Here is a 23089-nt window from a genome sequence, read left to right on the forward strand (position 1 = left end):
GGAAATGTTTTCTAACCATGGAATATCTCTTTGCGTCATGACTAGAATTTAAGTCACTTTTTTGGCTTAAATCCAAGCTTCAAAAGCTAATAGCAGAGAAAAAATCCAGGAATTCTCTCATCTATATCATATAAGTATCTATTAAAATCTTTATAACCCTCAAAATCCTGAAAATGTTTCTAGTTTAGTCCTAAAATTTCTCCATTAGTAGAATTCTTAGCCCAAATTTAAGCTTATTGTGGCGAACAAACCTTAATATTGAGACTGTCTATAATTAGAATAAAAATATGTCTACCAAGTTTCTTAAAGATACTATCCGGAAAATAATAGAACCACTAGAATCATCGATTTTGTCAGACAAATATTTTGGACTTCAAAAAAGCCTTGGCTATTCGGATAGGCTGAATCTAGTTTGTAAGTATGCTCAGAACAAATTCAATTCCCAATCTTCGGAAGCATACCCTGAGATTACTTTCCTGCTTTATTCGAAGGCCTGTGAAAGGTTGTTAATACCGTTAGTGTTTAATTTATTACAGCGCCCAGAAGTTCAGGATGGAAAGATTCATGTCAATGTGATCGTGTTGTTTGGTATCCATCGCCTCAAACTAATGGATTCTAATTTAGAGGAGTTGCAGAAGATGAGATGCCAAATTCAAACGGATTATTTTAGTTTGATACGTGCCTGCTATCAACCTAACCAAAAGCTAGTTGTGCTTTGCCTAGATCATCGTAAGGTTTATAGATATCACTTTTGGGGTGTCGACACCGTAGATACTTTGAAAAGTCACGGTGTAAGTACACTTTCTATTCAGCACGGTGGAACTCGTGCTGACAGTGTTGAAGAATTGGCTTCTGCAGCTTCAGATATGGTTCTGGTATGGGGAAAGCGAGTCTACAGAGAAATCGTGGAAAGATACAACGGAGATCCTCGCAGGTTTCACATAGTTGGTAATCCTTTACATGATCGGTTAGCTAATATTGATAATGTTCAAGTTCAAAGCCAATTTAAGGACCACTATCCAGAAGTAAGTTCACAGCTAGGTCAAAAACACGTAGTTCTCTTAGCAACCTGTCTTCATACTGAATACCGAGGCATGGAGAATGAGGTGCAAATGTATCGAGATTACATTCGACATATTTATAGTAGTATTGATTTTTCTCGTACACTACTTCTAGTTAAGATGCATCCTCTCGATACATTAGCTCCTAATCTTTACATTCAAGCTATTCCTGATGAGAATTCTAAAAAATCAATAATAGTCATTGAGCCTACAGTCTCTAATTTAGATATTTACTCATTATTGTCAATTTCTGAGCTCCTAATAACCCGTGCCTCAACAGTTGCTGAAGAAGCAATGTTGATGGGAAAAAATGTTATTTCATTTGACCTTTTGCCAGACGGTCCCTCAAAGAACTATAGGCATTTAGAGGAGTATGGTAGCTACACTACTGTTTATGCAAACCCAGAAAACGAGCTAAAAAAAGCAATCAATTATTCTCTATCTGAGGCAGTATCAGAGCAGAATAAAAATACTTCTCTCATTGAAGAGGAGTTAACTTGCAGTTTAGATGGTCATTCAACCGATAGAGCTGTCAATGAAATTTTAACGTACTTTTGGCATAAAAACTATCAAAACTATTATGAAAACGGTTGCACTTGTTGATGCTAATCACGGTCGCGGTCATCATCTAACTTACATGAGGTTCTTTTGTAGAACATTACTAGAGTTAGGATATCGCACCTTGGTGTTTTATCCAGAACCTGATGCTGTGATAGATTGGCTCAAAATACATTTTCCTGAACTTATAGAGAACTTATATGTCTTTAGAATTGACGAATATGCTCATCGTAAAGTACCTCTAATCGGGAAAATTTCCTCTAAATTGCAACCTCTAGTGGTAATAGCGAGATGGAGGTATACCAACAGAATTATCAAGCAGGCAGTGAAGGCAGTTGGGCATGAACCTGATTTAGTATTCTTCAACTGGCTAGATAATTACTTAAGTTATTTTCTATCTCATCATCTTATCGACCTGATTTTCCCATTCAAGTGGTCTGGCATTTACTTTAGACCAGGAGACTTACGCTTCAAGAAGCGCACTTTCCTATCTCACTATGCGATCGCAAGATCACCTCGGTGTCAGGCCTTGACTCTTTTGGATGAAGAATTCTCTAGGATCATAGAAGATAAGTTAAATATCCCGATTATTCCATTTCCAGATTTAACTGATGAAACGCCACCTGATACAGCACTAGGTGTTATTAAGCAGATAAAATTGCAAGCAAGGGACAGAAAAATTATTGGACTTATTGGTTCTTTAAGTAAGCGAAAAGGACTCTTTACTTTTCTTGAAGCAGCTCAAAGGCTAGTTGAAAAAGATTATTTTTTTGTCCTTGCCGGTCCTCTTAATAAAGCAACCTTTCACCAGGAATATGATCAAAAACTTTCAGATGAGTTTCAAAGATTGGAGAGAATGATAAAATCACCACCAGAAAATTGCTTTTTCTATCTCCAATCAATTCCAGACGGTGCCGAATTTAATGCTTTTATAAATATATTTGATATTCTATTTGCAGCCTATGAAAATTTTCCCTACAGTAGTAATATTTTGACCAAGGCAGCTGTTTTTCGGAAACCGATTATTGTAAGTGATGGTTTTTGCATGGAAAAGAGAGTGAAAAGATTTCAGTTTGGATTGTCAATTCCAGAAGGAAATGTAGCCGCATGTGTTAAGGCAATTCAACTTCTGTCTGAGTCATCTTCATCAGATGGTCTTAGCCTTGAATTCGATTTTGAAGGCTATAAACAGCTTCATTCGACAAAGAGACTTGGCGAGATCTTTACAGCACTTTTAGGAGATCATGAGCTAAAGACAGCATTGAATGCTAGTAATTCTTAGGAATGTTTTATTTAGAATAATGAGTCTATACCCAGGGAGTAGAGATGAAAGTATTAGTGACTGGTTCAAGCGGCTTAATTGGTTCGGAAGCCGTTGAGTACTATGATCGGGAGGACCATGAGGTCATTGGCGTAGACAATAACATGCGCGCTGAGTTCTTTGGTCCTAAAGGGGATACCATTTGGAATCTCAGTCGCCTGAAGGATAGTACTCAAAACTTCGAACATCATAATATTGATATTCGTGATCGTGCTGCAGTCTTTCAGTTATTTGAGGAAAAGCCCTTCGATCTCATTATCCATTGTGCTGCACAACCCTCCCATGACAGGGCTTGCCAGATTCCTTTGCTAGACTTCGAAGTGAATGCATTGGGTACGGTTAATCTTCTAGAGGCAACTCGCCAATTTTGCCCTGAGGCCGTATTTATTCATATGAGCACTAACAAAGTTTATGGAGATGCTCCTAACGAGGTACCTCGTATCGAATTAGAAAAGCGCTACGATTATGAGCGCTCTGAAGACTATAATGGCATTTCGGAAGAATGTCGGATCGATCGGTGTTTACATTCTCTATTCGGTGCATCTAAGGCTGCAGCCGACATTGTAGCTCAGGAGTATGGTCGCTATTTTGGCATGAAGGTGGGAATCTTTCGCGGCGGTTGCTTGACTGGACCTTCTCACTCCGGTGTAGAGCTGCATGGCTTTTTATCTTACCTAGTGAAAGTAGCTGTCAATGGTGATACTTACAAGGTGTTTGGCTATGAAGGCAAGCAAGTTCGCGATAATATCCATAGCTATGATGTGATCCAAGCATTTGAAGCATTTCGTTGTAATCCGCGCCCTGGGGAAGTTTATAATCTAGGAGGTGGACGAGGAAATAGTGTTTCTATCTTGGAAGCCTTTGATCTAGTCAGTGACTTAGTAGGGCGAAAAATCCAGTGGATCTATGTCGACCAAAATCGCATCGGTGACCATATCTGCTATATTTCTGACCTCAGGAAAATGAAATCACATTTTCCTGGGTGGGATATTACTCGTAGTCTAGGCAATATTTTAGAGGAAATGGTTGAGGCCGAACAGGCACGATTAGTTCGGGTCTAATAGAATCAGATCTGGACAGATATGATGTATCGGTGATTCTGACAGTTAATAGCCTTGAGTCTTAAGTTAGCATGGGTGGGAATTCACCCGCCCATATGCTTTTTGAATTCTCGAATTTCAGAGACCTGTAAATTCTCATAGAAAACTTACAATAGGCCTTACTATTTCTTGAAATTAATTGTAAAGATTAAGATTTACGATGTTTAAATTAGCTATTTCTAGAAGGCTAAATGTCCTAAACTTAGTTTCTGATAAACCGACATCAAAAACTTGGCTCCCATCTTTGGATGGATTACGTGCTATTGCACTACTGTTAGTTTTTCTAGAGCATGTCACCGGCAATGTTTTTGTCGAAGACGCTAGTAACGATGGATCTATTTCTACCGCTTTTTTGAATTTTGGTGATGCTGGAATGGGTCGCTCAGGAGTTTATCTGTTTTTTGTACTGAGTAGTTTCCTGTTAACATCACAGCTACTTCGTCCGGGCATAAGACTTAAAAGTTTTCAGCTATGGATTAATTATGTATATAAACGATTGATCAGAGTCTATCCATTATATGTTTTTGTTTTAGTAGTCTATACTATTTTTTCTAGCTTCCAATATAACATTCAAGACTTTTTTGAGCATGTAACTTTACAAGAGGCTGGAAATCATTTCTGGACAATTCCAGTAGAAGTAAAATATTACATATTGCTACCCAGCATTGCACTCATAATAACCAAGCTTTTGAGGCGTAGACTATCGCTAGTTCTTATCGCTTTTACCGGAATTTCAATTATACTAAAGCTATTTGAATCGTCCATTTTGTCTCTGGATCGTTTATCGCTTTTACCTCATTTGCCGATCTTCTTTATTGGTTCTATAGCAGCTTTAATTCATGTGGATTTATTTAGCAAGAGGGACATTGGTGTCAAATATAAGACCTGGATGGAGATAGTATCTATACTTTCAATACTCGCCATACTACTTAGCTATAAAACTGCTGCCAGTTCCTTTCTTTGGAATCTTATTTTTGGCTATGAAATGCCAGAAATTCCTTCAAATCATTGGTTATATATCCTACATGGATTGCTTTGGTCAATCTTTCTGATATCTCACTTAAATGGAAGAGGTTGGATAGGCGGTTTGTTAGCTTGGAAGCCACTACGATATATCGGTGTAATTAGCTTTGGTATGTATCTATGGCATATTGCTATCTTAGGTTATCTAAATGCTCATTTAGCTGTGCCTAGCATGATTAAATTTATTGCTATTTTCTGTGTTACATCAGCTGTTTCTACAGTGACTTACATTATGATTGAGAGACCTATAACGAAATTTAAGTTTCCATTTAACCAAAAATCTTACTACTTGACTAGATAGAAATTGCTAGATAGAAATTGTTTGTTGCATTATGGCCTACATGAGTTTCAGATTTGTCTGTCAAGCCTTAATATTTGTCTTTTTTGGGCTAAGAGTGGTGTTTTAAGGCTCGGAAATAGCTATTGATGCTAGCAATATGAAATCTCTTATTTTGAGTACTTCGGACATTGAGGGGGGAGCTGCTAGGGCTGCCTATCGACTTCATCAGGGATTGCAGGCAATGGGCAGTCCCTCGCAGCTGTTAGTAAGAGCTAAATTTAGTGGCGACAAAAGTGTGATCGTTGAAAAATCAATGCTCACTAAGTTGGGGCCACCGATGAATACGCTGATGATGCGGCGATATCCCCAGCGGCAGCGCAAGTTGTTCTCATCCCAGTGGTTTCCGGATGCGATCGCATCTCAAGTTGCCCGTCTCAACCCCGACGTGGTCAATCTTCACTGGGTCAGCAATGGGTTCTTGCGCATTGAGACCCTAGCCAAACTGAAAAAACCCCTGTTTTGGACCTTGCAGGACATGTGGCCCTTCACCGGCGGCTGCCACTATAGCGAGGCCTGCGATCGCTATCAACAGGCCTGTGGTCGCTGCCCCCAACTCAAAAGCAATCGTGAGCGTGATCTCTCTCGGTCAATATGGCAGCGTAAACGCAAGGCCTGGAAGGGCATTAACCTGACCATCGTCACCCCCAGCCATTGGATGGCAGATTGTGTCCGGGCTAGTTCTCTATTGCAGCATCGGCGGGTAGAAGTCATCCCGTTCTGTCTGGATACTTCACTATACCGCCCACTCCCCACAGCCTTGGCCCGTCAGGCCCTGAACCTGCCGGCAGACAAACGCCTCGTCTTATTTGGGGCCCTATCCGCCACTTCCGATCACCGCAAAGGCTTTCATCTACTTGTGCCGGCCCTGAAGCGCCTCAGTCAGCAAGCTCAGTGGCAAGACACCGTTGAGTTGGCCGTCTTTGGTAGCTCTGCCCCGGCTACCCCTGTTGACCTAGGGTTCAAGGCCCATTACCTAGGCTCCTTTCAAGACGATCTAAGCTTGGCGTTGATTTACTCAGCCGCCGACGTCATGGTAGTGCCATCCCTCTACGAATCCTTCGGCCAGACCACTTCGGAAGCCCTAGCCTGCGGTACGCCAGTGGTTGCCTTCAATGCGACGGGGCCTAAAGATGTGGTCGACCACCAACTGAACGGATATCTGGCCAGCCCTTACGACGTCGACGATTTAGCCCATGGCATCGGCTGGATCTTGGCCGACCCGGAGCGACATCAACGGTTGAGTCTACAAGCGCGAGAAAAGGCAGAGCATGCTTTTCCCTTGCGGCGCCAAGCCCAGGCGTACCTAACCCTATTTGAGCAGGTCCTGAGCCAGTCCGCTGCGACTGCTTAGGGTTAGGATGTCGGGGTTAGGACGTCTCCAAGACCCCCTCTGGGGAAGGGGCCGTAGCTAATAGGGCATCTAAGCGGCCTTGGCGGTCTAGGGCGTAGAGCTGATCACAGCCACCAATATGCTGGTCGTTGACAAAGATCTGGGGCACCGTTTTGCGGCCGTGGGCCCGCTTAGCCATGCGCAACCGCGCCCCACCATCGCCGTCAATTTTGTACTCGGTGAAGGTGACGCCTTTCCACCACAGCAATAGCTTGGCTCGAATGCAATAGGGGCAGGTCTGCCAAGTATAGATTTCCACATGGGCTTTGATGGTTTCTGGGTGGCGACCCAGCCATTGGTTAATTCTGTGTTGAAGAGTCATGGCGATGGTGGCGTTTGACACGACTAACAGTATCTTAGCGGACCCCCATGTCTCAGCATCAAGCTATAGCCACTGCCACAATATTTTGTGCGGTGGCGAGCCAGTCAGCCTCCCTAGATTGGGCCATGGGGCGATCAGTCATGTCCTAAGCTGACTGGCCAACGCTATAAATTGCCCCGATTGCCTAGGCACCCCGAGGCTGCATTGAGATAAGGTTTATTGAGCTCTGTGAAGGCTGGTGGGATCTTCTGGCAAATTCGGGCATGCTAGGGCTATTAGCCGTGATCCCCAATCGCGATTATGCCCAGCCGGCTTCGTTATCTAGGCCCAGCGGCTACCGTCGACTTGGATGGGATCACATGTTGCCAGGGATGAGCCCTCCATGACTGACGCTATTACCCTCCCTATTGCTCCAGCCGGGCCCGGCACCGCTAGTGTCGCTGCTAACGTTGGGGAGACACGCCAAGAGGGAAGCGAGTACTTTTGGTTTCAGCGGGGCGTGCTGTTGGCGAATTCCCAGCAATATGCAGAGGCCTTAGTCGATTTCGAGGCTACCCTGGCCCTGTTTCCCACGCTGATAGAGGCATTGCTCTACCAAGGCGTATGCCGGCTGCATCTGCGACAGCCAGCAGCGGCCCTAGCGAGTTGCGATCGCATCCTAACCCTAGTTCCCCATCATACCCAGGCCCTGCTATTCCGTGGCGTCGCCCTGCAGCAGCTAGGCCAGTATCGTCAGGCTTATGCTGTTTATGACCAAGCCCTTGAGGGTTTCTGTTGTCCTCTGCAGCAGCACTGGTGGCATCATCTGCCCTCCCTAATCACTCCCTGGCAATCTCTCTGGAACCATATCCTCTCCAGTCGCCATTCTGTTAAGCCTCTCAGCTAGAGAGTTGCCGGATTCCAGGAATGCGGCTGCAGAAATGCCAAATTTGGTAGAGGCGTTAGCATTTTCCATTAGATACACTTAGCTAGGCTGAGCCAGTCCAGCCCCAGATCCGTTGGTTTGCTGAAAGCAACCCTCTAGTCCGGACCTGGGCGATCTAACGTCTGATGCCCTCGTCGGCCTCCTGCAAAGCCAAGATTCATTGGCAAAACCAGGAATGCCAGCGAGTCTACCGTTGCCCTGACCCATCACTCACTGTCTTATATGGTTTGTCAAACCCCCATTGATCAAATCAAACGCATCACAGAAAACCAGCATGACAATCCCTTCGAGATCCTGGGATCCCATGTGCTTGAGGACCAGGATCATCACAAGCGTTGGGTAGTGCGAGCCTTTTTGCCCAATGCCGATGCCGTCTGGGTGATCAATCCGGAAGCACGCCGTCAGCATCCCATGCAGTCCGTCCATCATCCTCATTTCTTTGAATGTGAGGTCGAAGCTGATGAACTGGCCATGAACTATCTCCTCAAGATCAAGGAAGGAGAGCACGAGCGGGTAATCCATGACCCCTATGCCTTCAAGACCCCCCTGCTGACAGACTACGACATTTACCTATTCGGCGAGGGCAATCACCATCGCATCTATGAAAAGATGGGAGCCCATCCCGTGGAAGTCGACGGAGTTGCCGGTGTCTACTTTTCCGTCTGGGCTCCGAATGCCCGTAATGTCTCCATTATTGGCGACTTCAACCAGTGGGATGGCCGCAAACATCAAATGCGGCGGCTGAACGGTGGCGTCTGGGATCTATTCATTCCTGAGTTAACGGCCGGGACAACCTACAAGTACGAGATTAAAAATCCAGCCGGTCATCTTTACTACAAGTCAGATCCCTACGGTTTCCAGCAGGAAGTGCGCCCGAACACGGCCTCTGTCGTCAACGATCTGGAATACACCTGGGGGGATGACGATTGGCTCGAGGCTCGTCGCCACCAGGACCCGCAGCAAGAGCCGATTTCTGTCTACGAAGTGCATTTGGGCTCCTGGCTCCACGCCAGTGCTGACCAGCCCCCCGAGCCAGGAGAGGTGGTTCGAGTCTCCCAGAAGCCAGAGGGGCGATTTCTCACCTATCGGGAACTAGCCCATACCCTGGTTCCCTACGCGAAAGAGCTGGGGTACACTCACATTGAAGTGCTGCCTGTAGCCGAGCATCCCTATGACGGCTCTTGGGGCTATCAGGTAGCCGGGCACTACGCCCCGACGTCCCGATTTGGCACCCCCCAGGACTTTATGTATTTTGTCGATCAGTGCCATCAGCAGGGCCTAGGGGTCATTGTCGACTGGGTGCCTGGGCATTTTCCCAAAGACAGTCACGGGCTCGCCTGCTTTGACGGCTCTCATCTCTATGAACACGCCGATCCTCGCAAAGGGGAACACAAGGGCTGGGGCACCCTGGTCTTCAACTACTCCCGGCGCGAGGTCAGCAACTTTTTGATTGCCAACGCCCTGTTTTGGTTTGACAAGTACCACATCGATGGTATTCGGGTCGATGCCGTGGCCTCGATGTTGTATCTGGACTACGATCGCAAAGACGGGGAGTGGGTGCCGAACCGTTTCGGGGGCAACGAGAATTTAGAGGTCGTCGACTTCCTGCGGCAGCTCAACTATCTAATTTTTGGCTACTATCCAGGGGTGCTCTCCATTGCGGAGGAATCCACGGCCTGGCCCAATGTGTCGCGGCCTACCTACATTGGCGGCCTGGGCTTCAACCTGAAGTGGAACATGGGCTGGATGCACGACATGTTGGACTACTTCAGCACCGATCCCCTCTATCGTCGCTATCACCAAAACCACATTACCTTTTCCATCTGGTACGCCTTCAGTGAAAACTTCATGTTGGCCCTCTCCCACGATGAGGTGGTCCATGGCAAGGGCAATCTCTACCAAAAGATGCCGGGAGATGAGTGGCAGAAACTGGCCAACCTGCGCGCACTCTACGGCTACATGTACACTCACCCTGGCAAGAAGACCCTGTTCATGGGCATGGAGTTTGGCCAGACCAGCGAATGGAACTGCTGGCTAGACCTCGATTGGGGATTGTTAAACCAGATTCCCCATCAACAGCTGAAGCAGTTTATCGGTGACTTGAATGCTCTGTACAAGAGTCAGCCGGCCCTCTACACCGATGATTTCTCTGCCGCCGGGTTTGAGTGGATTGATTGCAACGATGCTGACAACAGCGTGGTGTCGTTTATCCGCCAAGCTAAGGACTCCCCGGACTTCCTCGTGACGGTGTGTAACTTTACCCCGACCCCACTCTTTGACTATTGGGTCGGGGTACCTGAACCCGGCCACTACCAGGAGCTGATTAACAGCGACGCCGAGATCTATGGCGGTAGCGACACGGGCAATTTTGGCGGCAAAGACACCCAGCCCTGGCCGGAGAATCCCCGCTGGCCCCATGCCCTCAGCTTGACCTTGCCTCCCCTGGGGGTGCTGGTATTGAAGCTGTCTTAGCAGTGCTCGAGGCACAGTCGGCGGAAATGATCGCCCCGCACCTCGAAGTCAGGGTATTGATCAAAGCTGGCACAGGCTGGAGACAATAGCACGGTGCGAGCCTGCTGGGCTGGGGCTAAATCCCGAGCTCGGACCAGGGCTCGCTTCATGGTGTCGACAATTTCATAAGCCGTGTAGCCCACCTCGTCGAGGCGGTGGGCCAAGTCGGGGGCCGCCGTTCCGATCAATAAAACGGTAGCCACCTTTTTCTGAATCAACTGGAGCCATGCCTGGTCGTCCCCAGGTTTGGCGTCTCCCCCGGCGATTAAAACTACCGGGGCTGTCACCGACTGGAGGCCGACGGCGGCAGCATCATAGTTGGTTGCTTTGCTGTCGTTGATGAAGTCGATGGATTGCCAAGTGCAGATATGCTCGAGGCGATGGGGCACCCCTGAAAAATTGGCCACGGCAGCTGCGATCGCAGCGGGTGCGATATCGGCTAGATGGGCAGCGGTCACGGCCAGCAACAGATTTTGCCAGTTATGCTGTCCCACCATTTGGAAGGCATCGACTGCGACGATGGGCTGTCCTTGGCAGATGACCCAGCCACCTTCTAAGTAGGTGATGGGACCGGTGGTGGCCTGGCCGGAGCCATGGGTAGGAGCTGAAGTCAGGGGGACCTTGCCGGCGATGCTGGTCCAATATCCCTGGGAAAAGTGGTCAGGAATACGGCGCCGCAAAAAGGGGTCATCTCCATTGAAGACCCTGGCTTCGCAGCGATGCAGCAGCGAGGCTTTAATGGCAAAGTAATTGTCTAGGGAATAGTGGCGCTGGAGATGATCGGGGGTGAAGGTGGTCCATAGGCCAATTTGGGGAGCCAGGGTGGCGGCGGCCTCGATCTGATAGCTGCTGACCTCTGCAATCACCCAATCGGGTACCTGATCACTCAGGGCCAGTTCACAGGCAGCGTAGCCAATGTTGCCACAGGCGGGGGCACGGAACCCGGCAGCTTGGAAGATAGCTGCAGTCAGGGCAGTGGTGGTGGTCTTACCATTGGTGCCAGTGATGCCGACCCAGGGCCGATCCTTCAAGAAGCGCCAGGCCAGTTCCATTTCGCCGATGACTTCTAGCCCCTGCTCCCGGGCGGCGATAAGGGCAGGGCTATCCCACGGCACGCCCGGACTGACCACCACCAGATTGACGGCTTCGCTGGGGTCGAAGCTATAGCCTAGGCGCACGGTAATGCCAGCGGTTTCTAGGGCGCTCTGCTGGTCCAGCCAGCGAGGAGCCGGGTTGCGATCGCTTAAGACGACGTGCCAGCCATCTTGATGCAGCAATCGGGCGGCGGCAATGCCGGATCTGCCAAGGCCAATTACGTGGGCATTATTCATTGATCAACTTTTAACAATGGCACCAAAGTCTGCCAATACGCGGGCATGATTACGCAGCAAGCCCAGGAGATTAAGTCGATTGCGGCGAATGGCTGCATCCTCAGCCATCACCAGCACGCTATCTGGCCCATCAAAGAAACGACTAACCACAGGGGTGGCTTGTTCTAAGCCAGCCACTAACTGACTGTAGTCCCGCTGGGCTTGGGCTGCCTGGGTTTGGGGCAATAGGGTCTGCAACGTTGCCAAGAAGGCCTGTTCTGAGGGTTGCTGAAACTGATCTGGGTCAACCACTGGTGTGGGATCGAGTATGTCGGTGTCGAGGTCCCCTTGGGCCGCTAGGCGAGTGGCCCGATTCACCGTCTCATAGATTCGCTCCAGGGTGCCATCTGAGCGCATGGCGTGTAGAAAACGGGCCCGGTCCCGGGCATCGAGCAGATCGCTCAGCATCCGTTGGGCATAGTCGGCATCAGCGTCTCCTAGCACGGCGTTGACTAGGTCATAGTCGATGGCTAACTCGTCCTGCAGCAGCGTCCGTATCCGTTGCAGGAAAAAGTCTTGCAACTGCTGCTCTAACTCCTTGGGCTGGGCCACGGTCAGGTTGGGATTCGCCGTAAAGTCTGCGATCACGGTTACCAGGAGCTGCTCTAGGTTGATGGGCAACTCGGCTGTCCAGGTGACATTGACAATGGCATTGGCGGCTCGACGCAGGGCAAAGGGATCGGAGGAGCCGCTGGGTAACTGCCCTAGGCTAAAAATTCCCACCAGGGTATCGAGGCGATCGGCCATCCCCACTACTTGACCGGCGAGGGTTTGGGGTAGGGGGTCGTCGGCGCCGCGGGGCAGGTAATGTTCGGCGATGGCCACGGCCACGGCATCGGCTTCCCCCTGGTGGCGGGCGTATTTTTCCCCCATGATGCCTTGAAGCTCAGGAAATTCCCCCACCATCTGGGTGACTAGGTCGGCTTTACACAGTTGGGCCGCCCGTTGGATGACTTGCCGTTCGGGGGCGGCCAGGGACAGCTGGGTGGCGATGTGATCGGCGATGGCGACGATCCGGTCGACCTTATCGGCCATGGAGCCCAGCCGTTCTTCGAAGGTGACCTGATGAAGTCGCTTGCTGAAGGTCTCGAGGGCAATGGCCCGGTCGGCGTCGAAGAAAAACTTGCCGTCAGAGAGCCGGGCTCGAATCACCCGGGCATTGCCGGCGGCGATGATGTCGGCTTTGGCCGGGTCACCGTTGGAGACCGTGATGAAATAGGGCAACAGGGGGGCGGAGCCATCGTTGGGGCGCACTGGAAAGTAGCGCTGATGGCTTTCCATCTCCATGGTGATGACTTCCGGAGGTAATTCTAGGAAGGCCGGATCGAATTTACCCACCACGGCCGTGGGCCATTCCACCAGATGGGTGACTTCTTGCAGCAGGGCGGCGGCGATGATGGGGACGCCGTTGACGCGGCTGGCGGCAGCCTGGAGCTGCTGATAGATGTGGTCGGCCCGGCTGACTGGGTCGACGTCGACGTAGGCTTGGTTCAGGGTCTCACGGTAGGTGCTGGCTTGGGCAATGACTACCGGATCGGGGTGGAGGACTCGGTGCCCTGGGGAGATGCGATCGCAAGGACACACCTCTGAGCCATTCTCCAGGGAGAAGGGCAATACCTGGTCGTCGAGGAGGGCCACTACCCAGCGAATGGGCCGGGGAAAGCGCAGGTCACCGTCCCCCCAGCGCATGAACCGCTTCCCCTCGAGGCCAAAGATCCACTGGGGCACTTGCTCCGGCAAGATGTCAGCGGCGGGGCGGCCGGCAATAGACTGGGTGACAAAGACGAAGGGACCTTTATCGGTGTCCCGCACCTCTAGATCGGCGACAGCTACCCCGCGGGAGCGGGCAAACCCTTCGGCGGCGCGAGTAGGCTGACCATCCTGGAAGGCGGCTTGGGCTGGCGGTCCTTTCACCTCATCGGTGCGATCCGGCTGGCGTTCAGGCAACCCTGCTACCACCACTGCTAATCGGCGCGGAGTGCCGTATACGGTAACGGCGGCAGGCGTCAGGAGCTCCTCGGCCAACGCCGATGCTATGCTTCCCCGCCATTGGTTAATGGCATCCTCTACAAAGCTGGCCGGCAACTCCTCGGTGCCAACTTCCAGCAAAAACGTCGCCATAGGTAACTTTAGAGTGCTTGCGATCGCATCAACGGCTCCCTGCCCACAAGCAGCGAGTCAGTTTCATCAGTCTACCGCGCCCTTAGCGGGAATTTGCAACGGAAATGGTCTCAGATTCCCCAGCTTTAGCAGCTGAGCAGGCAGGGCCTACTCCCTGGGTTGGATCGTCAGCGTCCGTAAGCGATTGAGGGCGGCGGCCAGGTCTTGGGGACGAAATCGGACCAGATCGCCAGATACCCTATCATCTAGACAATCCAAGCCATCCCGGTCGAGATCCGCCATAATCGCGCTCAGAATCTCAGCCAGGGAGCGCTGACCATCCATAAACTGGCGACCATAGACCATGGCGGCGGCCATGGCCCGCACTTGCCCCGGTTCCACTAACTGCTCCACGGCGCTGAGGTCGATGTCTTCGCGGCCAAAGCGCACCTGATCCACCTGACGCACCTTGAGGCTAACCGGCTTCCGGCCTTGGCTGGGATCAATGCCCTGGGGCAGCACCACCCGGGGGGTGATAGGCCCAAAGTGCTCGCCTCCCTCCCGCTGGCGCTCGGTGACATATTGGCGGGCAATGGCTTGGGCCTGGGCCGTGACCTCGCGGGGCTCATAATTGTCTAGGGCGATGACGGTGTCGGCCACGTCGAAGTAGTCGCCACTGCCCCCCATGACGAGCACCGTGGAAATGCCGTAGTCATCGTAGAGCTGTCGCACCTTATCGATGAAGGGGGTGATGGGTTCGCGATCCTTGGCAATTAGGGCCTGCATGCGCCGATCGCGAATCATGAAGTTGGTGGCGGAGGTGTCTTCATCCACCAACAGAGCCTGGGCTCCGGCTTCGACGGCTTCCATAATATTGGCGGCTTGGGAGGTGCTACCGCTGGCATTGGTGGTGGAGAAGGCATGGGTGGAGCGCTCCTGGGGCAAGTTTTTGATGAAAGGAGAGATATCGACCCCACTGACGCTGCGGCCATCCTCGGCCCGCACCTTCACCGCCGCCGGCAGGCAGACTACTTGTTCGCGGCCGTCCCCAGGGATATGGGCATAGATGCCGGTCTCGATGGCCCGCAATAGGGTGGACTTACCGTGGTAGCCTCCCCCTACGATCAAGGTGATGCCGCTGGGAATGCCCATGCCAGTAATAGTGCCCGCATGGGGGCAGTCGACGCTGACTCGCAGCGAGTCGGGGGAGCGAAAGGGAATCACCTCAGCCTCTAGGGGGCGCTCATCGATCCCACTGCGGCGGGGTAAGCGGGCCCCATCGGCGATGAAGGCCACCAGATCCCGCTGGGGCAACTGCTGCCGCAGCCAGTCGGCATCCTCGGCAGTATCCACGTGGCGCTGGAGGGCGGCGGCATCTAGCACGTCGTAGCAGAGGGCCTGGTCCAGAATATCTGGCAGGTCATCGCAGAGCAATTCTGCCGCCTGCCGACCGGCGATGCGACGGCCAAAGGCGGGGAGGCCTACGGTGCAGCGGATCTCCAGGTCACCGTCCCTAACCTGGGCAGCGGTGCGAGCTAGGATGGCCTGGCTGGGCGGTGCGATCGCAATTAGGCCACTCTTGCCCGAGCCCCGATTACTCTTGAGTTGCTGGGCCACTTGATACACTTGGCGAGTGAGATAGTCGGCTAGGGCCACAGCCCGTACTGGCGAAGAGTAGAGCTCCGCTGGAAATCTCGCCGTTTGCCGGGGCACCTGCAGCCGTACCTGGCTGGGAGCGGCGAAGGGGTCTCCCTGGACATAGTCGATGTGCAAGGTAAAGTCCGGGAACTCGTAGGTGCCACGAATCGACTTATAGGCTTTGTAGCTTTGGCCATCGAGGCGATGAAGTTGCTGCCGCAGGGCACTGTCCAGGGTAGCCATGGTAACCATTCAAACTATCGGCAAATCATTTCTCACTCTAAAGGACGCCTCCTGGGACGTGACCCTGTACGGCTCTCTATTCGTCGTTGAGCACTGGTGAATTTGATCCTTCTGGCGCACCCTGGACTCCGTGGAAGGGCCTGTCAGTTAGGAGCCCTGGACCTCGATAAGACCGCACTTAGTTTTCCAAGCCAGAGAGCTCACCCGAGGGGATCTCGCTCCCCTCGGACTCCGACGACCAGGGCAAACCGCTGCCCTGGACCTGCGGACGGGCATGTCGATTAGCAGTGCTGGATCGCGTCGCATTGGCAAGGTAGCAATAAATTTTGAATTTTGAATTTTGAATTGAAGCCCGCTGCCTTTTCCGCGCTGCTGCCCTGGACCTGTGGCAGGGCTGGTCGATTGGTCGTTAGGTTTTCTGCACTGGGCGCGGCAACCGCGCCCCTACCCTGTCCCCTTACCTCTATCTGCTATCGGCCTACTCGCCCGCCCATCCACCGTTTGACAGGGAGCCAAACCATTCACTCAACACTCAACACTCAAAATTCAAAATTCAAAACTCAAAATTCAAAATTCAAAACTCAGCCCTCCGGGCAGGCTCCGCCTTTCTCGAATGCCGTTAGGCTATACACCCCACTACCCCATCACCCCCTCACCCCTATCTACTCCTCACTCGTCACTCCTCACTCCTCACCATTAACCTGTCCACTTCCAGAGGCGAATGGTCTTATCAGTACTGGCGCTGGCAATTAGGCGGCCGCTACTGTGGATGGCCACCGCTTGTACTGCCCCGGTGTGGCCACTGAGACTATATAAACACTGACCTGTTTGCAGATCCCAGAGTTTGACGGTGCCGTCGTTGCTACCGCTGACCAAGGTGCGGCTATCTGGTGCGATCGCAACTCCATTCACATCCTGGGTATGCTCTGCCAGGGTCTGCAGCAGAGTTCCCGTAGCCAACTCCCACAGCCGCACCGTACCATCCTTACTGGCACTCGCAATCAGCTTGTCATCCCGGCTGATGGCCAGATCATTGACGGAATGGAGGTGACCCGACAACGTTCTCACCAGGGTACCCGTGGCGATATCCCACAGCCGTACCTGGTTATCCAAGCCACCACTGACTAGGGTTTGCTCATCCGCCGTCATGGCCACCGCCTTGATTATGCCCGCTGTCCCTCGCAACGTCTTGAGATGGCGTCCCTGATCCAGCTTCCACAGCATCAACGAGCGATCCTCACCCCCACTGGCCAGGAGAAACCCCCGCTGCCCCATGGCCACAGACATCACATCTCGCAGATGGCCCGTGAGGGTATGCAGTACCTTGCCCTGAGCCAAGTTCCAGACTCGTACCGTATGGTCATCGCCGCAGCTGGCCATCACCTGTCCTCCCCGACTGATGACCACATCATTCACCCCCCGGGGATGGGCCTCTAAGCTGTAGAATTCCTTCCCCGACGGCAAATGCCAGACCCGAATCGTGTCGTCTAAGCTGCCACTGACTAGGGCCGGCGTCTTAGGATTAAAGGCCACCGCCATGACCCAAGACCGATGCCCCACCACCGTGCGGACACAGTGCCAGCCTCGAGAACGCGGGGTACCCGATCTGGGCCGTCTGCCCGAGGACTGAGGGCGAGAGGTCGGAGGAGGGGAACTTGTCTGGGGCTTAGTAGTAGCAGGCCTCGCCGTCGATGGCGGCTCTGACGGCTCCGGCGGCTCCGACGGTGGGGAAGACGGCGGCTGGGGAGGGGATGAAATCGGTCCAGCCGGATGCTGCCGCACCCAACCCGGCACTACCCCCTGCCAAGCACCATTCCCCTGCAAATCTCGCAGGGCATCCTGGGCTGATTGATAGCGATCGCCGACCAAGTCTTGAACCAGCCGCTCCAACACCTGGGCCAACGGGGGGTCAATGCTACGCCCCGCCGCTTGCAAGATCTGCCGCCACTGCCACTGTCCCTGCAGGGGGTCGTAGAGGTCCTCGGGTTTACGATTCGTCAACAGATGCAGACAGGTCACTCCCAGACTGTAGAGATCGCTGGCTGGATAGGCATGGCCCCCTCGCAATTGCTCGATGGGAGAATAGCCTTCGGTGCCAATGCGAGTCCCAGGTTGTGGCGTCACCGCCTCACTGAACTGCTTAGCTACCCCAAAGTCGATCAGAATCGCCTTACCATCTTGCTGGCGGCGCAGAATATTGGTGGGGGTAATATCCCGGTGAATCACCCCTTGATGGTGAATAAATTGCAGCACCGGCAACAAGTCCAGCAGCAATTGACGTACTTGCTGGCCATCGTAGGCCCCCCGCTCTTGCAGCTCTTGATAGAGGGTGGTGCCTTCAATGCTCTGCTGCACTAGATAGAGATAATGATCATGGGCAAAATAGGCCAGCAGGGTAGGAATCTGAGGATGCTCCCCCAAATCATGCAGTCGCATGGCCTCCTGCTCAAAGAGTTTCACTGCCTTATCGAAGGATTTAGTGCCTTGGGTTTGGGGCGCAAATTGCTTGATGACACAAGGGCTATTGAGGCGATCGGTATCTAATCCTAAGAATGTACGGCCAAATCCCCCCTGCCCCAGCAATTTAATCGGGATATATCGACCCCGTAATCGCTTCACTAAAGGATGGCCACATCCCTGACACCGCTCTGCGGTTCTAGGATTGGACGGCAAGGGGCATTGAGGATTGAGACAGCAAAGCATGGGCGACCCTAGCAAGCAGAATGTAGCTGGAAATGGTTACTAAAACTCTGTCACCCCCGCGGTGATGCACCCACGATGGCCAACGGTAACTTCCCTTAGTGTAGGGGAGATAAGGATAGGGCTTGTTGTATTTCGTTATATTTCGCATCTGGTTCTGAGGGGGGTGATGCGGTGCGGTATCGTGAAGCCATAGCGTGTTTACCATGAGTTTTTGCATCGCCTATGACCCTGGCCCAACCGTCCCACAAGAAAGCTAAGGCCCTGCGTCCGGGGGCTCGTCGTCCGGCCAAGGAGTTGTGCAGCGAGTGTGGCCTTTGCGATACCTATTACATTCACTACGTCAAAGAGGCCTGTGCGTTCCTCAATCAGCAATTTCCTCAGCTAGAGGCACAGGCCCATGGCCGGGCTCGGGATTTGGAGAACACTGACGACTGCTACTTTGGGGTGCATCAATCCATGATGGCGGCCCGCAAGCGGCAGCCCCTGGAAGGAGCCCAGTGGACCGGTATCGTCAGCACCATTGCCGTGGCCATGCTGACCCAGGGCCGGGTGGAGGGGGTAGTCTGCGTGCAGAATACGGAGGAAGACCGGTTTCAACCCCAGCCGATTCTGGCCACTACCCCAGAGGAGATTCTGGCGGCCCGAGTCAATAAGCCCACCCTCTCCCCCAATCTGTCGGTGCTAGAGCAGATCGAGCAGTCGGGGCTGAAGCGGCTGTTAGTGATCGGGTAGGCTGTCAGATTCAAGCGCTACGGGCAGTGGAACAGCAGCTGGGGCTGGAGAAACTCTATGTATTAGGCACCCCCTGTGTGGATAATGTCACCCGGACTGGGTTGCAAAAGTTCCTCGAGACCACCAGCCGCTCGCCAGAGACGGTGGTGCACTATGAGTTCATGCAGGACTTTCGGGTGCATTTCAAACATGAGGATGGCTCGGTGGAGACGGTACCGTTTTTTGGCCTCAAGACCAACCAGCTCAAGGATGTGTTTGCCCCCTCTTGTATGAGCTGTTTCGACTATGTCAATGGGCTGGCGGATCTGGTAGTGGGCTACATGGGCGCCCCTTTCGGCTGGCAGTGGATCGTGGTGCGCAACCAGACGGGGCAGGACATGCTGGATCTGGTCATGGATCAACTAGATACCCAGCCAGTGACGAGCCAAGGTAATCGTAAGGCGGCAGTGCAGCAGAGTATTCCGGCCTACGACAAGGGAGTGACCCTGCCCATGTGGGCGGCGAAGCTAATGGGGGTGGTGATTGAGCGAATTGGGCCGAAGGGGCTGGAATATGCGCGCTTCTCCATCGATTCGCACTTCACCCGCAATTATCTCTACGTGCAGCGTCACCATCCCGAGAAGTTGGCAGACCATGTGCCGGCCTTTGCCCAGCGCATTGTCAGTCAATACACCCTGCCGGAGGCAGAGGAGAGCCATGCGGATTCTGCTGGTGGATGACGAAGCCGAATTGACCGATCCCCTCAGCCGCTTACTGCAAGGTCACGGGTATACGTAGACGTGGCCAGTGATGGGGATAAGGGACTGGTCCTAGCCCAGGGCGGCGGCTATGACCTACTGATCCTGGATTGGATGCTGCCGCAGTTGAATGGGGTAGAGATCTGTCGGCAGGTGCGATCGCAGGGCGACAGCACCCCCGTCTTGTTTCTCACCGCCAAGGACACGGTGGATGATCGGGTGGCGGGCCTGGATGCTGGTGGCGATGATTATCTGGTCAAACCCTTTGAACTGCGGGAATTACTGGCCCGGGGCGGGCCCTGCTGCGGCGTCCACCCACCCTGGAAACCGGCGCCCCTGGCGAGCGTCTCAGCTTCGAAGATCTAGAGCTAGACTGCGACAACCAACTGGCCTATCGCCAGGGGCAGGCCATTGAGCTCTCGGAAAAGGAAACCCGCTTACTGGCCTTTTTGCTGCAGCATCCCCACCAGTTGCTCAGCCACGACCAGATCTACCAGACGGTCTGGGTCGGCCAAGAGCGGCCCAGCAGTAATGTACTAGCGGCCCAGATGCGGTTGCTGCGCCGTAAGATCGAGCCCCCTGGCACCTCTGCGTTGATTCACACCGTCTATGGCAAGGGCTATCGCTTGGGGCAATGAGCGTTTTTGTATACTGAAGACCTAACGTTCTCGGTGATCCCCATGACCGTTTCTCCTACTCTAGAGTTCTTTGAGGGCATCTACGAAGACCTCAGCAATGTCAGCCTGCGCCAGAACCGGGGCACAGGGGTGCGGTCAGCCAAGCTGATCTTTGAGCACATGGAAGCCATCGAGCAGTTCAAGAGCTTTCGCCGTCAATTTTCCAAGGCGCTGAAGCTAACGGATGAGGAGGGCATCATCACCGTCGAGCCCAGCGGCATCAAGTTTATCTTCGGTGGCCCTGAGGGCGATGATCTGGTGCGGGTAGAATGCCTGCTGGAGATCGACCGAGACGACCACTGGCAGCGATTTATGCGATTTATGCACCGCTATGCCGACGCCCATGGCATGGCCTACGGTGAATCTAATCCTGACGCAATTCAAGGGAGCAAGCCATCATGAAGGTCGCCATTACTGGAGCCACCGGATTCGTCGGCAGCCGCCTGGTGAAACGGTTGCAAGAACAAGGGCATGACAGCCTGGTGCTGACTCGCGATGCCAGCAAAGGGCGGCGGGTGTTTCCCACCAGTGCCTTTCCCCGAGTGCAGGTGGTGGCCTATGAGCCGCTGCAATCGGGAGCCTGGCAAGATGCGATCGCAGGCTGCGACGGCGTCGTCAACCTGGCCGGAGCCCCGATCTCAGAACGGTGGACCCCAGAGCACAAACAAGCCATGCTCAACAGCCGCCAGATCGGCACCGCCAAAGTAGTCGAGGCCATTGCCAACGCCGAGCCCAAACCCAACGTTCTCGTCAATGCCTCCGCCATCGGCTACTACGGCACCAGCGAAACGGCCCGCTTCGACGAAACTAGCGCCCCGGTAGAGGATGACTTTCTCTCCCAAGTCTGCCGGGCCTGGGAAGCAGAAGCCCACAAGGTCAAAGAGGCTGGGGTGCGCCTGGTGATTCTGCGCTTCGGCATCGTCCTGGGCATGGGTGGAGCCATCGCCCGCATGGTGCCGCCCTTCCGCCTCTTTGCCGGCGGCCCCATCGGCAGCGGTCGGCAGTGGTTCTCCTGGATCCACCGAGAAGATTTGGTCAGTCTCATCCTCAAGGCCCTCAGCGAAGACACTATGGCCGGCATCTACAATGCCACCACCCCTCATCCCGTACGCATGGCCGAGCTATGCCATGCCCTAGGAGAGGTACTCAATCGCCCTTCCTGGCTGCCAGTCCCCGACTTCGTCCTAGAAGCTCTGTTGGGGGACGGGGCTAAGGTGGTGCTCGAGGGCCAGCAAGTATTACCCAAACGCACTGAAGCCAGCGGCTTCACGTTCCAATATCCCCGCGTAAAAGCTGCCCTGCAAGAGATCCTCACCGATTCTTGAGAGACCAACGCCTCGTCCTCGGTTTATGCTGAGGGCAGACGCATCTCGCCGGAGGGGGATCATGTCCCAAGGCAACCGGGATCAGAACATCCCCGCGTTGATTGCCGCCTTGCTCATCACCATCGCCCTGGCAGGGGGAGCCTATTGGTTTCTCGGTAGGCCCCTACTCAGGCAATTCAGCAACAGCCCCGCCCCATCCTCTACCCCCGACAGTACCAACTCCCCGACTCCTAGCCCTGCCCCCCAAGCAAGGGACAGCCTCAACAGTCTCGATGATCTAGATACCTCACTGCCCAATCCCGCCGTTTTGACCATAGACGGCAGTGTTACCCTAGTGGCCCTCGTCAAGCAATTTCAACTGGCCTACACTCAGGTCAACCCCAACATTCCCACCACCTACGGCGTCCCCGCTGGCCAACCCAACGGCAGCAATGCCGGTCTGCAGCACCTGCTCAATGACGAGGTGGTCATGGCCTTCAGCTCCCGCCCCCTAACTGCTGAGGAGCGCCAGGCCGGACTGCAAGCGATTCCCTTCGCCCGGGATGCCTTAGCTGTCGTGGTCGGGCAAACCAATCCCTTCAATGACAGCCTCACCCTGAGCCAACTGCAGCAGATCTTCCAAGGGCAACTGACCAACTGGTCGGAATTAGGCGGCCCTAATGCCCCGATTCGGGTGATCAATCGCGCCGCCGATAGTGGCACCCATTCTCTCTTCAAAGACCTGGTGCTGCTGGGACAAGACTTTGCCCCCGATGGCCCCACCTTCACCACCCTGACGCAGGGGATGAAACCACTCCAATGCTGCGAACCCTGGAAGCCAATGGCATTGGCTACAGCACCGTGCAGCAAGTGGTCGATCAATCTACCGTCAAGATCTTGCCCATCGAGGGAACCTTGCCCACTGATGCAGAAGCGGTACGCCAGGGCACCTATCCCCTTAGCCGGGTAGTTTATGTCGTGATAACCAACCCACCAGCCCGGCAGTGGCAAGAGTTCATCGCCATGATGCTCTC

The 23089-nt window shown here is 53.3% G+C and carries 15 protein-coding genes and 2 pseudogenes; 12 read left to right on the top strand and 5 right to left on the bottom strand.

Annotation, left to right across the window (positions count from 1 at the left end; translation table 11 throughout):
* Positions 1 to 287 precede the first annotated feature (287 nt).
* The 5 genes from XM38_RS06610 to XM38_RS06630 all read left to right on the top strand — a co-directional run bounded on the left by XM38_RS06610 (position 288) and on the right by XM38_RS06630 (position 6754).
* Entirely contained in the window at positions 288 to 1664 is a 1377-nt protein-coding gene (locus tag XM38_RS06610) for a CDP-glycerol glycerophosphotransferase family protein (protein WP_088429361.1), read from the top strand.
* The gene (locus XM38_RS06615) at positions 1642 to 2901 is read left to right on the top strand and encodes a glycosyltransferase (RefSeq protein ID WP_080814226.1); all 1260 of its coding nucleotides are present in this window, start codon (positions 1642 to 1644) and stop codon (positions 2899 to 2901) included. Before XM38_RS06610 ends, XM38_RS06615 begins: the two co-directional genes overlap by 23 nt.
* 44 nt (positions 2902 to 2945) lie before the next feature.
* Entirely contained in the window at positions 2946 to 4001 is a 1056-nt protein-coding gene (locus XM38_RS06620) for an NAD-dependent epimerase/dehydratase family protein (RefSeq protein ID WP_080814228.1), read from the top strand.
* 199 nt (positions 4002 to 4200) lie between these two features.
* Positions 4201 to 5364 (top strand): acyltransferase family protein, encoded by a 1164-nt coding sequence (locus XM38_RS06625; RefSeq protein WP_080814230.1) that lies wholly within the window; start codon positions 4201 to 4203, stop codon positions 5362 to 5364.
* Between the two features lie 136 nt (positions 5365 to 5500).
* Positions 5501 to 6754, top strand: coding sequence for a glycosyltransferase family 4 protein (locus XM38_RS06630; RefSeq protein ID WP_080814232.1), 1254 nt, complete (start codon positions 5501 to 5503; stop codon positions 6752 to 6754).
* A 16-nt stretch (positions 6755 to 6770) separates the two neighbouring features.
* Here XM38_RS06630 and grxC read toward each other — a convergent pair whose 3' ends face one another.
* Positions 6771 to 7115, bottom strand: a complete 345-nt coding sequence (gene grxC, locus XM38_RS06635; protein WP_080814262.1) for a glutaredoxin 3 — start codon at positions 7113 to 7115, stop codon at positions 6771 to 6773.
* A 382-nt stretch (positions 7116 to 7497) separates the two neighbouring features.
* Between grxC and XM38_RS06640 the strand changes: the two genes are divergently transcribed.
* Positions 7498 to 8001 (top strand): tetratricopeptide repeat protein, encoded by a 504-nt coding sequence (locus XM38_RS06640; RefSeq protein WP_080814233.1) that lies wholly within the window; start codon positions 7498 to 7500, stop codon positions 7999 to 8001.
* Positions 8002 to 8262: 261 nt separating this feature from the next.
* Positions 8263 to 10512, top strand: a complete 2250-nt coding sequence (gene glgB / locus XM38_RS06645) for a 1,4-alpha-glucan branching protein GlgB (RefSeq protein ID WP_088429363.1) — start codon at positions 8263 to 8265, stop codon at positions 10510 to 10512.
* On the opposite strand, the gene murD is transcribed toward glgB, so the two are convergent.
* The 4 genes from murD to XM38_RS06665 all read right to left on the bottom strand — a co-directional run bounded on the left by murD (position 10509) and on the right by XM38_RS06665 (position 18575).
* Positions 10509 to 11882 (bottom strand): UDP-N-acetylmuramoyl-L-alanine--D-glutamate ligase, encoded by a 1374-nt coding sequence (gene murD / locus XM38_RS06650; RefSeq protein WP_088429365.1) that lies wholly within the window; start codon positions 11880 to 11882, stop codon positions 10509 to 10511. The two genes, glgB and murD, sit on opposite strands and share 4 nt — an antisense overlap.
* A 3-nt stretch (positions 11883 to 11885) precedes the next feature.
* A complete protein-coding gene (glyS, locus tag XM38_RS06655) occupies positions 11886 to 14042 on the bottom strand; it encodes a glycine--tRNA ligase subunit beta (RefSeq protein WP_088429367.1) in 2157 nt (718 codons plus the stop codon).
* Positions 14043 to 14189: 147 nt separating this feature from the next.
* Complete coding sequence (locus tag XM38_RS06660; RefSeq protein WP_088431555.1) at positions 14190 to 15902, bottom strand: ABC-ATPase domain-containing protein; 1713 nt, start codon at positions 15900 to 15902, stop codon at positions 14190 to 14192.
* A 696-nt stretch (positions 15903 to 16598) separates the two neighbouring features.
* On the bottom strand, positions 16599 to 18575 hold the full coding sequence (locus tag XM38_RS06665; RefSeq protein ID WP_225889199.1) for a serine/threonine-protein kinase: 1977 nt from the start codon (positions 18573 to 18575) through the stop codon (positions 16599 to 16601).
* A gap of 252 nt (positions 18576 to 18827) precedes the next feature.
* Here XM38_RS06665 and XM38_RS28680 point away from each other — a divergent pair.
* From XM38_RS28680 to XM38_RS06690, 5 genes and pseudogenes are all read left to right on the top strand, one after another.
* A pseudogene (locus XM38_RS28680) lies at positions 18828 to 20056 on the top strand (Coenzyme F420 hydrogenase/dehydrogenase, beta subunit C-terminal domain).
* A pseudogene (locus XM38_RS28685) lies at positions 20034 to 20712 on the top strand (response regulator transcription factor). Before XM38_RS28680 ends, XM38_RS28685 begins: the two co-directional pseudogenes overlap by 23 nt.
* A gap of 42 nt (positions 20713 to 20754) precedes the next feature.
* A complete protein-coding gene (gene psb28, locus XM38_RS06680) occupies positions 20755 to 21153 on the top strand; it encodes a photosystem II reaction center protein Psb28 (RefSeq protein WP_080814264.1) in 399 nt (132 codons plus the stop codon).
* On the top strand, positions 21150 to 22076 hold the full coding sequence (thyD, locus tag XM38_RS06685; protein ID WP_080814239.1) for a thylakoid membrane protein ThyD: 927 nt from the start codon (positions 21150 to 21152) through the stop codon (positions 22074 to 22076). The genes psb28 and thyD overlap by 4 nt, the downstream gene beginning before the upstream one ends.
* A 61-nt stretch (positions 22077 to 22137) precedes the next feature.
* Positions 22138 to 23025, top strand: coding sequence for a substrate-binding domain-containing protein (locus tag XM38_RS06690; protein WP_256995536.1), 888 nt, complete (start codon positions 22138 to 22140; stop codon positions 23023 to 23025).
* Positions 23026 to 23089 lie beyond the last annotated feature (64 nt).

Origin of the sequence: Halomicronema hongdechloris C2206 (assembly GCF_002075285.3) — a bacterium.
Taxonomy (GTDB): Bacteria; Cyanobacteriota; Cyanobacteriia; order Phormidesmidales; family Phormidesmidaceae; genus Halomicronema_B; species Halomicronema_B hongdechloris.

Bases quoted from the DNA above. Each gene is read 5' to 3' on its own strand.
- XM38_RS06620 (WP_080814228.1), top strand. From the start codon at position 2,946: ATGAAAGTATTAGTGACTGGTTCAAGCGGCTTAATTGGTTCGGAAGCC.
- XM38_RS06615 (WP_080814226.1), top strand. From the start codon at position 1,642: ATGAAAACGGTTGCACTTGTTGATGCTAATCACGGTCGCGGTCATCAT.
- glgB (WP_088429363.1), top strand. From the start codon at position 8,263: ATGGTTTGTCAAACCCCCATTGATCAAATCAAACGCATCACAGAAAAC.
- XM38_RS06690 (WP_256995536.1), top strand. From the start codon at position 22,138: ATGTCCCAAGGCAACCGGGATCAGAACATCCCCGCGTTGATTGCCGCC.
- XM38_RS06625 (WP_080814230.1), top strand. From the start codon at position 4,201: ATGTTTAAATTAGCTATTTCTAGAAGGCTAAATGTCCTAAACTTAGTT.
- grxC (WP_080814262.1), bottom strand. From the start codon at position 7,115: ATGACTCTTCAACACAGAATTAACCAATGGCTGGGTCGCCACCCAGAA.
- psb28 (WP_080814264.1), top strand. From the start codon at position 20,755: ATGACCGTTTCTCCTACTCTAGAGTTCTTTGAGGGCATCTACGAAGAC.
- thyD (WP_080814239.1), top strand. From the start codon at position 21,150: ATGAAGGTCGCCATTACTGGAGCCACCGGATTCGTCGGCAGCCGCCTG.
- murD (WP_088429365.1), bottom strand. From the start codon at position 11,882: ATGAATAATGCCCACGTAATTGGCCTTGGCAGATCCGGCATTGCCGCC.
- XM38_RS06610 (WP_088429361.1), top strand. From the start codon at position 288: ATGTCTACCAAGTTTCTTAAAGATACTATCCGGAAAATAATAGAACCA.
- XM38_RS06640 (WP_080814233.1), top strand. From the start codon at position 7,498: ATGACTGACGCTATTACCCTCCCTATTGCTCCAGCCGGGCCCGGCACC.
- XM38_RS06660 (WP_088431555.1), bottom strand. From the start codon at position 15,902: ATGGCTACCCTGGACAGTGCCCTGCGGCAGCAACTTCATCGCCTCGAT.
- XM38_RS06630 (WP_080814232.1), top strand. From the start codon at position 5,501: ATGAAATCTCTTATTTTGAGTACTTCGGACATTGAGGGGGGAGCTGCT.
- glyS (WP_088429367.1), bottom strand. From the start codon at position 14,042: ATGGCGACGTTTTTGCTGGAAGTTGGCACCGAGGAGTTGCCGGCCAGC.